The 14,481-nt window shown below is 64.4% G+C and carries 15 protein-coding genes and 1 tRNA gene; 4 read left to right on the forward strand and 12 right to left on the reverse strand.

Annotated elements, in window-relative coordinates; translation table 11 throughout:
• Positions 1–27 precede the first annotated feature (27 nt).
• The 9 genes from OA2633_RS10690 to aroA all read right to left on the reverse strand — a co-directional run bounded on the left by OA2633_RS10690 (position 28) and on the right by aroA (position 9,855).
• On the reverse strand, positions 28–1,350 hold the full coding sequence (locus tag OA2633_RS10690) for a folylpolyglutamate synthase/dihydrofolate synthase family protein (protein WP_009802563.1): 1,323 nt from the start codon (positions 1,348–1,350) through the stop codon (positions 28–30).
• Positions 1,351–1,367: 17 nt separating this feature from the next.
• A complete protein-coding gene (gene accD / locus OA2633_RS10695) occupies positions 1,368–2,243 on the reverse strand; it encodes an acetyl-CoA carboxylase, carboxyltransferase subunit beta (protein WP_009802564.1) in 876 nt (291 codons plus the stop codon).
• Positions 2,244–2,296: 53 nt separating this feature from the next.
• Entirely contained in the window at positions 2,297–3,088 is a 792-nt protein-coding gene (gene trpA / locus OA2633_RS10700; RefSeq protein ID WP_009802565.1) for a tryptophan synthase subunit alpha, read from the reverse strand.
• Positions 3,089–3,092: 4 nt separating this feature from the next.
• The gene (gene trpB, locus OA2633_RS10705; RefSeq protein WP_009802566.1) at positions 3,093–4,304 is read right to left on the reverse strand and encodes a tryptophan synthase subunit beta; all 1,212 of its coding nucleotides are present in this window, start codon (positions 4,302–4,304) and stop codon (positions 3,093–3,095) included.
• Positions 4,305–4,404: 100 nt separating this feature from the next.
• Positions 4,405–5,055 (reverse strand): phosphoribosylanthranilate isomerase, encoded by a 651-nt coding sequence (locus OA2633_RS10710; protein WP_009802567.1) that lies wholly within the window; start codon positions 5,053–5,055, stop codon positions 4,405–4,407.
• Positions 5,056–5,111: 56 nt separating this feature from the next.
• Positions 5,112–5,963 (reverse strand): putative metalloprotease CJM1_0395 family protein, encoded by an 852-nt coding sequence (locus OA2633_RS15475; RefSeq protein WP_009802568.1) that lies wholly within the window; start codon positions 5,961–5,963, stop codon positions 5,112–5,114.
• 75 nt (positions 5,964–6,038) lie between these two features.
• On the reverse strand, positions 6,039–6,323 hold the full coding sequence (locus tag OA2633_RS10720; protein WP_009802569.1) for an integration host factor subunit beta: 285 nt from the start codon (positions 6,321–6,323) through the stop codon (positions 6,039–6,041).
• A 150-nt stretch (positions 6,324–6,473) separates the two neighbouring features.
• Positions 6,474–8,171 carry a 30S ribosomal protein S1 gene (gene rpsA / locus OA2633_RS10725; RefSeq protein WP_009802570.1) on the reverse strand — a complete coding sequence of 566 codons (1,698 nt, stop codon included), beginning with the start codon at positions 8,169–8,171 and terminating at the stop codon, positions 6,474–6,476.
• A 334-nt stretch (positions 8,172–8,505) separates the two neighbouring features.
• Entirely contained in the window at positions 8,506–9,855 is a 1,350-nt protein-coding gene (aroA, locus tag OA2633_RS10730; RefSeq protein ID WP_040613501.1) for a 3-phosphoshikimate 1-carboxyvinyltransferase, read from the reverse strand.
• Positions 9,856–9,973: 118 nt separating this feature from the next.
• Between aroA and OA2633_RS10735 the strand changes: the two genes are divergently transcribed.
• From OA2633_RS10735 to OA2633_RS10750, 4 genes are all read left to right on the forward strand, one after another.
• Positions 9,974–10,429: a TIGR02300 family protein gene (locus OA2633_RS10735; protein ID WP_009802572.1), complete on the forward strand. Its 456-nt coding sequence runs from the start codon at positions 9,974–9,976 to the stop codon at positions 10,427–10,429.
• Positions 10,430–10,554: 125 nt separating this feature from the next.
• Positions 10,555–10,630 (forward strand) — tRNA-Ala (locus OA2633_RS10740).
• Positions 10,631–10,756: 126 nt separating this feature from the next.
• Complete coding sequence (locus OA2633_RS10745; protein WP_009802573.1) at positions 10,757–10,990, forward strand: DUF1150 family protein; 234 nt, start codon at positions 10,757–10,759, stop codon at positions 10,988–10,990.
• 108 nt (positions 10,991–11,098) lie between these two features.
• Positions 11,099–11,620: an RNA methyltransferase gene (locus tag OA2633_RS10750; protein WP_009802574.1), complete on the forward strand. Its 522-nt coding sequence runs from the start codon at positions 11,099–11,101 to the stop codon at positions 11,618–11,620.
• A 21-nt stretch (positions 11,621–11,641) separates the two neighbouring features.
• On the opposite strand, the gene OA2633_RS10755 is transcribed toward OA2633_RS10750, so the two are convergent.
• From OA2633_RS10755 to OA2633_RS10765, 3 genes are all read right to left on the reverse strand, one after another.
• Positions 11,642–12,913 carry a UbiH/UbiF/VisC/COQ6 family ubiquinone biosynthesis hydroxylase gene (locus OA2633_RS10755; protein ID WP_009802575.1) on the reverse strand — a complete coding sequence of 424 codons (1,272 nt, stop codon included), beginning with the start codon at positions 12,911–12,913 and terminating at the stop codon, positions 11,642–11,644.
• Positions 12,914–12,972: 59 nt separating this feature from the next.
• Entirely contained in the window at positions 12,973–13,671 is a 699-nt protein-coding gene (locus OA2633_RS15480) for a cupin domain-containing protein (RefSeq protein WP_009802576.1), read from the reverse strand.
• Positions 13,672–13,773: 102 nt separating this feature from the next.
• Positions 13,774–14,355 (reverse strand): sigma-70 family RNA polymerase sigma factor, encoded by a 582-nt coding sequence (locus OA2633_RS10765; RefSeq protein ID WP_009802577.1) that lies wholly within the window; start codon positions 14,353–14,355, stop codon positions 13,774–13,776.
• Between the last annotated feature and the right edge of the window lie 126 nt (positions 14,356–14,481).

Here is a 14,481-nt window from a genome sequence, read left to right on the forward strand (position 1 = left end):
ATCGTTTCTATCGAGAACGCCTATGGCCTAGCCGGGCGTGGATTGCACCGATCCGCCTTCGCTGAGCGCCAGCACTTCGCCTGCCAGATAAAGCGAGCCGCAGATCACCACGCGCGCGCCGGGATAATCGCTGATGGCGTCGCGGACGGCTTCGATCAGGTCCGAGGCGGTCTGGGCGGGCAGGCCCGCCATGCGGGCGGCTTTGGCCACGGCGCCAGGGGGCTGGGCGCCCTCGCGTCCACCTTGAAAATCAATGGCGATAACGCGGGCGGCGAGGCCTTCGAAATACGCAAGGAAGCCCTGCGCATCCTTGTTGTTGGAGAAGGCGCAGATCAGCACCAGCGGACGCTCGCGCCCCGCTTCCATCTCCCCAAGGCTGGCGGCGAGGGATTCCGCGGCGGAGAGGTTGTGCCCGCCATCAAGCCAGAGCGCGCCTTCGCCCTCTGACACGATCTCGGTCAGCGGACCGTCGGTGAGCCGTTGCAGGCGCGCGGGCCAGCGGGCGGTTTCCAGCCCGGCGCTGACCGCTTGCTGGCTGTAGCCGCAGGCGCGCGCCGCAGCGGCGGCGACCCCGGCATTGATGATCTGGTGTGAGCCGGCGAGGCTGGGCGGGTTGAGATCCCACAACTCGTCCTCGGCTTCAAACACCAGCCGTCCATGTTCGGTATAGGCGCGGAAATCCTGCCCCCAGATCGAGACGGGCGCGGCCATCGCCTCGGCCGTGGCGCGGATCATGTGTTCGGCTTCCAGGGTTTGCGGGCCAACGATGACCGGAACATCGCGCTTGATGATCCCCGCCTTCTCCGCCGCAATCAACTCGATGGTGTCGCCCAGAAACGCCTGATGATCGAGGCTGACCGGGGTGATCACCGTGCATTGGGGTTTGGGCAGCACATTGGTGGCGTCCACCCGTCCGCCGAGCCCGACCTCCAGGATCAGCCGGTCCGCCGGGACTTCGGAGAACAGCAGGAAGGCCGCCGCCGTGGTGATCTCGAAGAAGGTGATCTCATGATCGCCATTGGCGGCCTCACACCGTGCAAAGGCGTCTTCCAGCCGGGCGTCATCAACGATCTCACCGGCCAGCACGATGCGCTCGTTAAAACGCACCAGATGCGGGGAGGTGTAGACATGGCAACGTTCGCCCGCTGCTTCCGAAATCGCTTTCAGAAAGGCGCAGGTCGAGCCCTTGCCATTGGTTCCAGCCACATGAATGACGGGCGGCAAGCGGTCCTGCGGGCGGCCGAGCGCTTCAAGCAAGCGCTCGATCCGGCCCAGCGACAGGTCGATCTTCTTGGGGTGCAGGCGCGAGAGGCGTTGCAGCGCCGCCTCGATGGTTTCAGCGGTCGCCACGATGCCGTCTCCGCTCTCTAGGTGCGCGCCGGAGTGTTGTCCGCAGCGGCCGGGCGCTTCAGCATGGTCCGCATCAGATTGCCCAGCACCTTGCGCAGCTCGTGGCGGTGCACGACCTTGTCCACCATGCCCTTGTCCAGAAGGTATTCCGAGCGCTGGAAGCCTTCGGGCAGCTTTTCGCGAATGGTCTGCTCGATCACGCGCGGGCCGGCGAAACCGATCAGCGCGCCGGGCTCGGCCAGATGCACATCGCCCAGCATGGCGTAGGATGCGGTGACGCCGCCCGTGGTCGGGTCGGTCAGCACGACGATATAGGGCAGCTTGGCGTCTTTCAGCATTTCAACGCCCAGCGTGGTGCGCGGCATCTGCATCAGCGACAGGGCGCCTTCCTGCATGCGCGCGCCGCCGGCGGCGGTGAAGACGATCAGCGGCGTGCGACGCTCCACCGCGGTTTCACAGGCCTTGAGGAAGCCCTCGCCTGCGCCCATGCCCAGCGAACCGCCCATGAAGGAGAAGTCCTGCACGAGAACGGTGGTCTCGATATTCTTGATCGAACCCACGCCGATCGCCATCGCGTCCTCGCGCCCGGTCTTCTTGCGGGCGGCGGCGATGCGGCTGGTATAGGGCTTGTCGTCGCGGAATTTCAGCGGGTCCTTGGCGACCTCGGGCAGGGCCACTTCGGTATAATCGCCATCAAACGTGTACTTGAAGCGCAGGGCCGGACCGATGCGCATATGGTGGCCGGCTGGCGTGACGTGCTGGGACGCTTCAAGGTCCTTGTTGAAGACCATCTCGCCCGAAATCGGACACTTCACCCAGAGATTTTCCGGGGTGTCGCGCTTTTCGAACATTTTCTGGACGCCCGGCGGGGTCAGTCTTTGAAGCCAGCTCATATCGCGTCACACCTCTTCAAACGTTTCTTCTGCGCCCGGCGGGGCCGCTTCCGCTAGCGTGCGGAATGGGCGGCGTCCGCCAGCGTGCCGGCGAGATGCAAGGCCTGGTCCACACCCTTTGTCGCCAGCTCTTCCACAATCGCAGAGCCCACGACGACGGTGTCAGCCACCTTGCCGATCTCCTGGGCGCGCTCCGGCGTCTTCACGCCAAAGCCCACCGCCACCGGCAGACCGGAAGCCGCACGCACGCGTGCAACCGCCGCTTCGATATCCCCGGTCGCGCCTGATCCAGCGCCGGTCACGCCCGTTGTGGATACGTAATAAACAAATCCGGACGTGTGCGCGACCACTTGCGGCAGACGCTTGTCGTCGGTGGTGGGGGCGGCGAGGCGCACAAAGGACAGGCCATTGGCGTCCAGCGCGGATCGGAACTCGGTGTCTTCCTCGGGCGGAATGTCCACGCAGATCACCCCGTCCGCGCCCGCCGCTGCAGCGTCGGACGCAAACTTTTCAAAGCCATAGGCGAAGAACGGGTTGGCGTAGCCCATCAGCACGACGGGCGTGTCCTTGTGGGTCTCGCGGAAGCGTTTGACGAGCGCGAGCACGCCCTTGAGCGTCATGCCGCTCTCAAGCGCGCGGATCGCGGCGCGCTGGATGGTCGGGCCGTCCGCCATGGGATCGGTGAAGGGCACGCCGAGTTCCAGCACGTCTGCGCCTTTATCGGCGAGGCCCTGCATCATCTTCAGCGTGGTGTCCGCATCGGGATCCCCCGCCATGACATAGGCGACGAAGCCTGCGCGGTTGTCAGATTTCAAGGCAGCGAAGGTGGGGGCGAGGCGGGTCATGGTCTTACAGCTCCACACCAAGCGCTTCGGCGACGGAGAACACGTCCTTGTCGCCGCGGCCGCACATATTCATCAGGATAACGCCGTCCTTGCCCAGCTCTTTCGCCAGGTCGCGCACGCGGGCGAGGGCGTGGGCGGGCTCAAGGGCGGGGATGATGCCCTCTTTCTGCGAGCAGAGCTGGAACATCTCCAGCGCTTCGGCGTCGGTGGCCGAGCGGTATTCCGCCCGTCCCACATCATGCAGGAAGGCGTGTTCCGGGCCGATGCCGGGGTAATCCAGACCGGCGGAGATGGAGTGGCCCTCGGTGATCTGGCCGTCCTCATCCTGCAGCAGATAGGTCTTGTTGCCGTGAAGAATGCCCGGCCGACCGCCATTGAGGCTGGCGGCATGATCGGGCGTATCAAGACCCTTGCCCGCCGCTTCCACGCCAATCAGGCGCACGCCTTCGTCTTCCAGGAAGGGGTGGAACAGGCCCATGGCGTTCGAGCCGCCGCCAATACAGGCGACCGCCGCGTCGGGCAGGCGCCCGATCCGCTCAAGCATTTGTTCACGCGCCTCGCGGCCGATGACGGACTGGAAGTCACGCACCATGGCCGGATAAGGGTGCGGGCCCGCCACCGTGCCGATGACGTAGAAGGTCTCATCGGGATAGGTCACCCAGTCGCGCAGCGCCTCGTTCATGGCGTCCTTGAGTGTGCCGCGACCGGAGGTGACGGCATGGATCTTCGCGCCCAGTAGGTTCATGCGGAAGACGTTCGGCTTCTGACGCTTCACATCGGTCGCGCCCATGAACACTTCGCAGGGCAGACCAAAGCGCGCCGCCACGGTGGCCGTCGCCACGCCATGCTGGCCGGCGCCGGTTTCGGCGATGATGCGGGTCTTGCCCATGCGCTTGGCCAGCAGCACCTGGCCCAGGCAGTTATTGATCTTGTGCGCGCCGGTATGGTTGAGCTCGTCGCGCTTGAACCAGATCTTCGCCCCGCCAAATTCCTCGGTCAGGCGCTCGGCGAAATAGAGCGGGCTCGGACGACCCACGAAATCACGGCTGAACTCGTCAAACTCGGCGATGAAATCGGGATCGTTCTTGTAGTGCTCATACGCCTCTTCCAGCGCCAGAATGTTCGGCATCAGCGTCTCGGCTACATAGCGGCCGCCGAACTGTCCGAAACGCCCTTCAGCATCAGGCTGTTGGGAAAATGCGTTGGGTTGGGTCATGACGAGGTCTTTCACGACGACAGGGCGGTGGGGTCCACCATCCTGAAAGGGTCAGAAGGTCGGCCTCAGAGAAGCCGGTAAAGGGCGGCGGCGCAAGCCTTCAGGCTGCTTTGACGGCAGTGATGAAGGCCTTGATTTTGTCTACACATTTCACGCCCGGCGCGCTCTCGACGCCCGACACGACATCGACGCCCGGCGCGCCCGATTGCGCGATGGCGTCCGCCACGCTGTCGATGGTCAAGCCGCCCGCCAGAAGCCAGGGCTGGCCGGGATCAAAGCCCTTGAGAACGCCATAGTCCCACGCCTGACCCAAACCGCCGGGACGGTCGGCATGCTTGGGCGGTTTGGCGTCAAACACGAAGCCATCCACATGGTTCTGATAGGCGCGCGCCCTTTCAAGGTCTTGCGCTGTGGACACGCCCAACGCCTTCCAAACGCCCAGCTCGGCATAGTGGCGGGCGTCGAGGCACCGCATCGGGCTCTCCCCGCCATGCAGCTGGATGTAATCGGGCCGCATGGCGCGCAGCACTTCGCCCATCAGCGCTTCATCGGGATCGACCAGCACCGCCACCGATTTCGCAGCGCCCTTGCGAGCCGCGAGTTCGCGCATCTGCGCAAGTGAGACATGACGCGGGCTTTTGGGAAAATGGATGAAGCCCAGATAGTCCGCGCCTGCCGCCACGGCGGCGTCGACCGCCGCGATGGAATTGAGGCCGCAAATCTTGATCTGGGTATGGGATGACGCGCTCATGGAGCGGACTTAGCGCTGAAGCGCGGCGTCGCCAAGTCACAGCTGCAAAAGGCAGCCTATGCGAAGATGGCGCTGGTCTGGCGGATCGCTTGCGCCCGTGTGGTGGCGGTATAGGCGCCATTGGCCTGACTGAGCGCGGCGGGAGCAGGCTCGGCGCCGCTGAAGCCGAAGGCGGCGGCCTGGCTCTGATCGGTGTTGGCCTCTGACGCAGGGGCCACCTCATCGCGAGGCAGCACCGAGCCCGATTGCGTCGGATCATCAGGTTTGTCGCCTTCAAGCGCGGCCTGACGCTCCTCGCGGTCCTGCGCGGCGAGTTCCGCGCGCGCCTGTTGAGCGGCGGCGTCGGCGGCGGCGGCGACCTTGCGGTCCTGACCTGAGGGCTCAGCCGGGGCGAGAGCGGCGGCTTTGACCACGCGCATCTTCTCGATAGTCGCCTCGGGGTCGCCGGCAATCGGGCTTGAATCGATCTGGACCTCGCCGCCCACCGCGTATTGCTGACCGTCCGGGCCCTTCTGGTACTCGTAGGAGGGGGCGCTGGCGTATTGGCCGCCCGCGGCCTGGTGCGCCTGTTCATGCTGGCGCACTTCCCGATCGCGCTTCTTCAGCTCTGCGACCTGCTTCTGTTCGCCTTCGGAGAGCGTCTCGCCAGACGCGGACCGGGCGGCGCCGGGCTTGTCTGACGGCTCGGCGGAGCGCGTAGCGTCCTGAGCGCCGACCTGACGGGCCTGGGCGGAGAGGGTGACGGGATCAGAGATGACGCGGCGGGACGTATCCGCCAGTGCAGCGTCGGATGCAGGTTGAGTCCGCCCGTTCGCCTGGGCGCGCAGCTCAGGCGATAGGGGCGTCGCGCCATACCCGCCCTGATAGGCAAGGTCAGCGCCGCCGGCTGTCAGCGGCGAAAGCGCCATGCATCAACTCACAGGTGCAACCTGTCGATGAGCGTGGCCGATAAATCTTAAGGTTTGGGTAACGGGGGTTAAGGCCTAGGCCTTGCCGTCGACCCGTTCACGCAATTCCTTGCCGGTCTTGAAGAAAGGCACGTGCTTTTCCTTGACCGAAACGGGCTCGCCGGTGCGCGGATTACGACCCTGGCGCGGCGGGCGGTTGCGGACGGAAAACGCGCCGAAACCGCGCAGTTCAACGCGGTCGCCACGCTCGAGCGCCTGAGTGATTTCTTCCAGCACCGTATTCACCACCCGCTCCAGATCCTTCTGGTACAGATGGGGATTTTCTTCTGCGAGCTTCTCGATGAGTTCGGATTTGATCATGGTGCGGTCCCCTTGAAGGCCGTCAGTGTAGGAACACCTGAACAGACCCGTCAATCGGTTAGCCGGGCTGCAACCCAAAAAAGAACCCCCGATGCCGGGCATCGGGGGTTCACGCTCCCTCAGACGGGGAGAAAGTTGAAGATCAGACGATTAGTCCTCGTCTTGACCTTTCAGAGCGGCGCCCAGGATATCACCCAGGGACGCGCCGGAGTCCGAAGACCCGTACTGTTCGACGGCTTCTTTCTCTTCCGCCATTTCCAGCGCCTTGATGGACACCGAAACGCGGCGAGACGCCTTGTCGATATTGGTGACGCGCGCGTCGACCTTGTCGCCGACAGCAAAACGCTCGGGGCGCTGCTCGGCGCGGTCACGCGAGATGTCGGACTTGCGGATGAAGGCCTTGACCAGGTTGTCCGGGCCGAGGGTCACTTCGATGCCGCCGGTGGTGATTTCGGTGACGGTGCAGGTCACGGTCTCGCCGCGCTTGAAGCCGCCCTCGTCCATCGGATCGCCGCCCAGTTGCTTGACGCCCAGGGAGACGCGTTCCTTCTCGACATCGACGTCCAGAACCTTGGCGCGCACGGTGTCGCCTTTCTTGTAGTCCTGGATGGCGTCTTCGCCCGAACGATCCCAATCGAGATCGGACAGGTGCACCATGCCGTCGATTTCTTCGTCGACGCCGATGAACAGACCGAATTCGGTGATGTTCTTGACTTCGCCTTCGACTTCAGAGCCGACCGGGTGCGCTTCCGCAAAGACTTCCCACGGATTGCGCTGGGTCTGCTTGATGCCAAGCGACACGCGACGCTTGTCCGGATCCACGTCGAGCACCATCACGTCCACTTCCTGGGAGGTGGAGACGATCTTGCCCGGATGGACATTCTTCTTGGTCCAGCTCATCTCGGAGACGTGCACCAGGCCTTCGACGCCCGGCTCCAGCTCCACGAACGCGCCGTATTCGGCGATGTTCGTGACGCGGCCCTTGAAGACAGCGCCGTTCGGGTATTTCAGCGCCACGCCGTCCCACGGATCGGACTGCAGCTGCTTCATGCCGAGCGAGATGCGCTGGGTGTCCTTGTTGATCTTGATGATCTGCACCTGAACGGTCTGGCCAACCTCGACCACTTCGCTCGGGTGACCCACGCGCGACCAGCTCATGTCGGTGACGTGCAGCAGGCCGTCAATGCCGCCCAGATCCACGAACGCACCGTAATCGGTGATGTTCTTGACGACGCCTTCACGCACTTCGCCTTCGGCCAGCTGGCCGACGAGCTCAGCGCGCTGCTCGGCGCGGGATTCTTCCAGGACAGCGCGGCGGGAGACCACGATGTTGCCGCGCGGACGGTCCATTTTCAGGATCGCGAACGGCTGTTCCTTGTTCATGAGCGGAGCCACGTCGCGCACCGGACGGATGTCCACCTGAGAGCCCGGCAGGAACGCGGATGCGCCGCCCAGGTCCACGGTGAAGCCGCCTTTGACGCGGCCGACGATGGCGCCGTTGACCGGCTCTTTGGATTCGAACGTCTTCTCCAGACGGTCCCAGGCTTCTTCGCGGCGGGCTTTGTCGCGCGACAGAACCGCTTCACCCATCGCGTTCTCGATACGCTCAAGGTAGATGTCGACCTGATCGCCCAGTTTCGGGGCTTCAGAGCCGGGGCCGGTGAATTCACGCAGGGCCACGCGGCCTTCGGTTTTCAGACCGACGTCGATGACAACGGTGTCGTGCAGGACGGCAGTGACGGTGCCGCGCACCACCGTGCCTTCCATGAGGTCGCGGCCCGCAAGGGACGCTTCCAGCATTGAGGCGAAATCATCGCGGCTCGGGGCCGAGGTGTTGGTTTCAGACATGTTAGAGGATGGCTCCAGGGGTTTTCGTCGTTTCCGGCCGGCCGGTTGTGTCCGGCGGTCTTGCCGCGCGCGGCGGCTGGAAGTCTCCAAATCAGCCGCGAACGGCCGGAATACGCGTTCCAAATGAGCAGAGCGAAGCGGCAGGGCGGCGCGATCGAGCCGTAAGTCAGAACCGACGAACAAGATGAAGGCGCGCCAGGCCGCGGGACATCGCCCGCCCGGCGAATGACTGGCCTCTTCCTGTCCTCAGACGCAACAGGCCAATCGCGCGCGGACTTACCGCAAATTTGCTAGGAGAGCAAGGCTTACAGGGCTGGCTAACTGACTCCAGCCCCTAGGCGATTTCCGCGCCGAGCGCCGCCATGTGGCCAAAGAAGTCCGGATAGCTGGTGGCGATCATGCCGACATCATCCACGCTCACTGGCGCCTGCGCCCCGAGGCCCATGATCAGCGCGCTCATGGCAAGGCGATGATCATGATGGGTTTTCACCATTCCGCCGCCCGGAACGCCGTCCTGACCGCAACCGTGAACGGTCAGGGAATCCTCGCCCAGCTCGATCTCGACTCCGTTGGCTTGCAGGAGCGCGGCGCTGGCAGCCAGCCGATCACTTTCCTTGGCGCGCAATTCCGCCAGCCCCTTCATCACGGTCACCCCGTCTGCGAAGGCGGCGATGACCGAGAGGATCGGGTATTCATCGATCATGGAGGGCGCGATGGAGGCGGGAACCTCGACGCCGTGAAGGGCGCCCGAGCGGACGGTGATGTCCACCAGCTGTTCGCCGCAACGCTCGCCGGCGGGAGTCATCTCAAGGTCCGCGCCCATCATCTTCAAGACCTCGTAGAGTCCGAACCGGGCGCTGTTGGTCATCACGCCGGTGACCGTGATCTCGCTGTCGCGGGTCACCAGCGCCGCAGCCACCGGGAAGGCCGCCGAGGACGGATCGCCGGGAATGGAGACATTCGCCGGGCTGAGCGTCCGTCCGCCGCGCACCCGGGCGATCAGGCCTGCGCCCTGGCGCTCGACGCTCAGATCGGCGCCATAGACCGGGGCCATGACCTCGGTGTGATCGCGGGTCGCGTGGGGTTCGCGCACGATGGTTTCGCCCTTCGCGCCGAGACCCGCCAGCAGGATCGCGCTTTTCACCTGGGCGGAGGCGACGGGCGGGGTGTAATCGATCGCGTTGAGGCTCGACGAACCGCGCAGCGTCACGGGCAGGCGCCCGCCATCGCTCGACTGGCTTTTCACTCCCATTCGCGACAGCGGATCGAGAACGCGCGCCATGGGGCGCGAGGACAGGCTCTCATCCCCTACAAACTCCGCGGTGAGGTCAAAGCGGCTCGCTGCGCCCATCAAAAGGCGCACCCCGGTGCCGGAGTTGCCCAGATCAAGCGGTTCGGACGGGCTGGTCCACTGGCCGCGACCCGTCACGCTCCAGCGGCCAGCGCCTTCGCGCTCCACCTGCGCGCCAAGCGCAGCGACGGCTCGAGCCGTCGCCAGCACGTCTTCACTTTCCAGCAATCCCTCGATGCGGCTCTCGCCATCGGCAAGCGCAGAAAAAATGACGGCGCGATGGGAGCAGGATTTGTCAGCGGCCGCCTGCAGTCGTCCTTTCAGGGCATTGACAGGGCGGGCGGTTTTAGGCCCGCTTACGGCCTTGGACGGGGTGGGCGTGGCGTTGGACATGCAGGCTCCGCGGGCAGGCAGATGACAGAAGGCTTCAATCGGGTTTTGACAGCCGCGCCAGAACATGGCAACTGGCGCGCCGATTTGATCGCCCTTCGCTGTGAAAGGATATGGACTCGTGGCGAAAGCTGAACTTGGGACCAAGCGCGTTTGCCCGGAAACCGGCAAGAAGTTCTATGACCTGAACAAGGACCCGATCGTGTCCCCGTTCACCGGCATGGAATATCCTCTGTCGTATTTCGAGGAAGTCTCTGTCCCCACCAAGGCTCCCAAGCCTGAGAAGGAAGCCGAAGAGGATACGGACGCTGAAGCCGAAGACGAGTCCGACGAGGACGAAACCGAAGACGACGACGCCCCCGAGCTTGACGAGGAGCCGATCGATCTGGGCGGTGATGACGATGAGGACGAAGCGCCGGTCACCAAGCGCGCAACCCCGGCGGATGATGATCTCGACGGCTTCTCCGACGATGAATCCGATCTCGATGATGATGACGATGACAGCGTCCTTCTGGACGATGACGACGATGATCTGGACGATGATATCGCTCTGGACGATGATGAGGACGACGTCTGATCGCGCGCACTGTCATTGAGGGGATCGAGTGCTGAAAAACAGGCTTGATTGCTCTCAAACGCGCGGCTAGGTTCCGCGCTCTCGAAACGGCGGGGCCCCAATCCCGCCCGCTTCGCAAAGGTTTCGGGGCCATAGCTCAGTTGGGAGAGCGCTTGAATGGCATTCAAGAGGTCGGCGGTTCGATTCCGCCTGGCTCCACCAAAAAAGAACCCCTGCGCTCACGCGCGGGGGTTTTTCATATCGTCTGGTTTGCGCCGGCGCATGCCTTGAACGTTCTGATAAGAAAACCCATGTGATAGTCTAACAAAGCAATGCATGGGGCGTTGGATGGATACCGAAACCGAACTGATGCTGGACACGACGCCGACGGTGTATGTGCGCACCATCGACGCGGCCGAAATCATGGAGCAGGCGGCGAATGCCGGGGTCAAACTCGATTCCGACGCGACGCTCTACGCCATCCATGACGAGAACGGTCAGCGCATGGCTGTGTTCTCGGACCGTGAAGCGGCGTTCGCCGCCGCGCGCGACCATGGCGCCGAGCCGGTGAGCGTGCACTAGCCTTCAATCCTGACAGGATGACGCGAAACGCCCCCTGCGCTGCAGGGGGCGTTTTCGTGTGCGCTTGGCGGTTTGCCACAGACGACGGGCGCGGCTAAAGGCACATCCATGAGAGGATATTTCGCAGTCGGCGTCGAAGGCATTTCCAAGGCGCGCAATCTGGGCGCGGTCATGCGCACGGCGCACGCCTTTGGCGGCAGTTTCGTGTTCACCGTGGGCGCGGCTAATCGCGCGCGCGAGATGTTCCAGACCGATACCGCCAAGACCACCGAGAACCTGCCCTATTACGACTGGGAGACGGTGGACGACATGGCCTTGCCGCGCGGTTGCCAGATTGTCGGCGTCGAGCTCACCGATGATGCGGTGGAATTGCCGAGCTTTCGGCATCCGCGCATGGCGGCCTATGTGCTGGGCAAGGAGCGCGGCGATCTCAGCCCGGAAATGCTCGAGCGCTGCGCGCATGTGGTGAAGATCCCCACGAAATTCTGTGTGAACCTGTCCGTTGCGGCCGCGATTGCGCTCTATGATCGCACATTGTGTCTTGGGGGCTATCCCGAGCGCCCGGTGATGCCGGGCGGCCCGCTCGAAGACAAACAGCATGTCTGGGGCGCGCCCAAGAAGCGCACCTGAGCCTCTGACGCTCTCGATCCTTTACAGGTGCAGGCTGTCCCCGCGCAGGAGCGCTGGCAGATCGCCCACCTCGCCGCCCGCGGTGCGCATGAAGAAGCGTCGGGCGACCGGAATCTGGTCGACAATCGACAGGCCCAGCCCGCGTGCGGTGCGGATCAGGCTGTGATCATTGGAGAACAGCAGCGTGAACAGGTGCGAGCCCAGCCCGACGGCGGCTGAATCCGTCCGCCGCCAGCGTTCATAGCGTTGCAGGGTGGCGGGCGCGCCCAGATCCAGCCCGGCGCGCTTGGCGTCCACCAGCACATCGGCCAGCACCGCTGCGTCACGGACCCCGAGATTGAAGCCCTGGCCCGCAATGGGGTGAATGCCGCGCGCGGCGTCGCCCACCAGAGCCAGCCGGTCATCAGTGAAGCGTTCGGAGAATTTCAGCGTCAGCGGATAGGTCCAGCGAGGGCTGACCGGCTTCACCCAGCCCAGAAAATCGCCAAAACGCGCTTCCAGCGCTTCCTGGAAACCTTCGTCGTCCATGTCCTTAAGCGCATCCGCCGCCTTGGGCTTCTCGCACCAGACCAGGCTTGAGCGATTGTTGGGCAAGGGCAGGATGGCGAACGGGCCGGTGGGCATGAAGAATTCATACGCCACGCCCTCATGGCTGAACTCATGCTCGACGGTCAGCACCACGGCTTTCTGGTTATAGGCGTGATCGACGGTGCGCACGCCCGCCTGTCGTCGCAGACCGGACTGGCGCCCCTCACAGGCCACGATGAGCGGCGCTTCGAGAACCTTGCCGCTTTCGAGCACCAGCCGGTTCCTGCCCGGCGTCGCATCGGGTTGCATATGGCGGGCGCGTTCTGGCGCAAGAACCGTCAGGCCCGCCTCGTCAGCCGCCTTGGCCAGCGCCACGCGCGTCCAGCGGTTCTCGGCCATGTAGCCCAGCGCCTCGCCGTCATCCTCGGGCGAGATCTCGCGGCGATCAAAATGCAGCTGGTCATGGCCCGGCCCGCCGGGCTTCAAACCGTCATAGGGGCGGCCATCAACGACCAGTATGTCTTCGATTGGCTGCACGTGTTCGCGCAGATGCTGGCCGGCGCCCACCGCGTCGAGCATGCGCATGGAGGTGTAGGCGAGCGCCGAGGAGCGCCCGTCAAATTCGGGCGTGACGTGCTGGGACAGCTCCATCGCGTCCACGACAGCCACAGCCAGCCCGGCTTTGTGCAGGGCCAGCGCCAGGGTGAGGCCGGCGAGCCCGCCGCCGGAAATCACCACATCGCCAGAGAAGATCGGTTTGCTCATGGGGGACAAGATAACAACGCCCCCGCCGAAGGAAAGCGGCGCGGCGCCGCAGGCCGCGTCTAGCGGCTCAGCGCCCGCTGGATCCAGCCCAGAGCGCCCGTGAAGGCGAGAGGGCCATCGGTGACGGCGAGCACGATGCAGACCTCGCCTTCATCAGCGACAGGTTTGTGGATCGTGTCGGGATTGGCCATGCACACCTCGCCCGGGCCATAGCTGGCGCGGCCATCGGAGAAGCCGCCGGTCAGCACGAGCGTGAATTCGGTGCAGTCATGGCCGTGATGAGGAACGCCGCGGCCCGGCTCGATACGGATCAGTTCGGCCTTGGCGCCGTCCTCATTGAGCAGGGTCATGTTGCGTACGCCAGGGCCTGCGAAGGACCAGCCGCCCTGATCGAGGGCCAGGTCGCGCACCGGGTCGGGCAGGTTCAGCAATTCGTCGATCGCCTGGCCGGCCTTGCTTGCGGCGTTGCGAGAGCGTTCGGAGCCCGCCCTTGAGTCAAAGCGCGCCGGACCGGCTTCGCCCAGCCCTGCTTCCTCGCTGTCGATCACGTCAAACAGGGTGGCCAGCGCGTCGGGCATCATCGAGGCCGGCGTTTCCTGTTCCAGCAATATGCCCGCCATGGTTTCCACGACGTCGCGCGCCTGCGCCACATCCGCGTTCACCGCGGCCTGGGCGTCCAGCAGCAGGCGCATCGGAGCCGACAGGGCGCCCGAAGCGTATGCGGTATAAATTTCGTCACCCAGCGGATGGTTTGTCATGGTCGTTTCTGGTCGTCGTCTGCTACAGCGTCGCGGATATTGATCAGTTTTGCCTGATATCAAGTCTGCGGGCCATATTTCTTCTCAAGCGTTCAGTTTTGTTTACAGGGTGTCGGAATCCAGCACCCGTCTGAGTTTGTCGAACGCCAGCCTGAGCCTTGATTTCACGGTGCCCAGCGGCATGCCGAGCTGGTCGGCGATGTCGCGATGGGACAGCCCGTCAAAGAAGGCCAGCCGCAGCAGCGCCACCTGCTCGTCCGGCAAATCCAGCATGGCGGCGCGCACCCGATCATCGCGATCGCTGGCGTGCACGGCGTCGTCAGGGGCCTCGATCTCCGGCGGGCGCAGGCTCGGATCCTCGCCGTCGAGGGCGGGTTTGTTGGCCTGTCGCGCGGCGTCGATGCGCCGGTTGCGGGCGATGCGGAAGATCCAGGTGGAGGCGGACGCCTGGTCGGGATCAAACTGGCTTGCCTTGCGCCAGACGGTCAGCATGATCTCCTGGGTCAGCTCCTCGGCCAGGCTGTCATGGGCGTTGAGCCGCAACAGATAGGCCTTCACCCGGGGCGCATAGAAATTGAACAGCGCCGCAAACGCCTGTCGGTCCCGCTGCGCGGTGGCCAGAACCAGCGAATTCAGGGTCGTGCGGTCCGGCGTTGCGCCGGAAGAAAAGGGGGCGTCAGGCAAGTTTCACCCTTGAAGCTCTTTGCAGATCACTCTCACATCCGCACTCATGACGATCAAGCCACATCCTGCCTTGAAACCGCCGTCTCAGACCGCTTTAAACAGGGACGCGGATCTGCGCCAGCAGAT

This window comes from Oceanicaulis sp. HTCC2633 (assembly GCF_000152745.1).
Lineage (GTDB): Bacteria > Pseudomonadota > Alphaproteobacteria > Caulobacterales > Maricaulaceae > Oceanicaulis.

Excerpts from the sequence above, each read along its gene's own strand:
- accD (WP_009802564.1), bottom strand. The coding sequence starts at position 2,243 with ATGAGCTGGCTTCAAAGACTGACCCCGCCGGGCGTCCAGAAAATGTTC.
- trpA (WP_009802565.1), bottom strand. The coding sequence starts at position 3,088 with ATGACCCGCCTCGCCCCCACCTTCGCTGCCTTGAAATCTGACAACCGC.
- trpB (WP_009802566.1), bottom strand. The coding sequence starts at position 4,304 with ATGACCCAACCCAACGCATTTTCCCAACAGCCTGATGCTGAAGGGCGT.
- OA2633_RS10710 (WP_009802567.1), bottom strand. The coding sequence starts at position 5,055 with ATGAGCGCGTCATCCCATACCCAGATCAAGATTTGCGGCCTCAATTCC.
- OA2633_RS15475 (WP_009802568.1), bottom strand. The coding sequence starts at position 5,963 with ATGGCGCTTTCGCCGCTGACAGCCGGCGGCGCTGACCTTGCCTATCAG.
- OA2633_RS10720 (WP_009802569.1), bottom strand. The coding sequence starts at position 6,323 with ATGATCAAATCCGAACTCATCGAGAAGCTCGCAGAAGAAAATCCCCAT.
- rpsA (WP_009802570.1), bottom strand. The coding sequence starts at position 8,171 with ATGTCTGAAACCAACACCTCGGCCCCGAGCCGCGATGATTTCGCCTCA.
- aroA (WP_040613501.1), bottom strand. The coding sequence starts at position 9,855 with ATGTCCAACGCCACGCCCACCCCGTCCAAGGCCGTAAGCGGGCCTAAA.
- OA2633_RS10745 (WP_009802573.1), top strand. The coding sequence starts at position 10,757 with ATGGATACCGAAACCGAACTGATGCTGGACACGACGCCGACGGTGTAT.
- OA2633_RS10750 (WP_009802574.1), top strand. The coding sequence starts at position 11,099 with ATGAGAGGATATTTCGCAGTCGGCGTCGAAGGCATTTCCAAGGCGCGC.
- OA2633_RS10755 (WP_009802575.1), bottom strand. The coding sequence starts at position 12,913 with ATGAGCAAACCGATCTTCTCTGGCGATGTGGTGATTTCCGGCGGCGGG.
- OA2633_RS15480 (WP_009802576.1), bottom strand. The coding sequence starts at position 13,671 with ATGACAAACCATCCGCTGGGTGACGAAATTTATACCGCATACGCTTCG.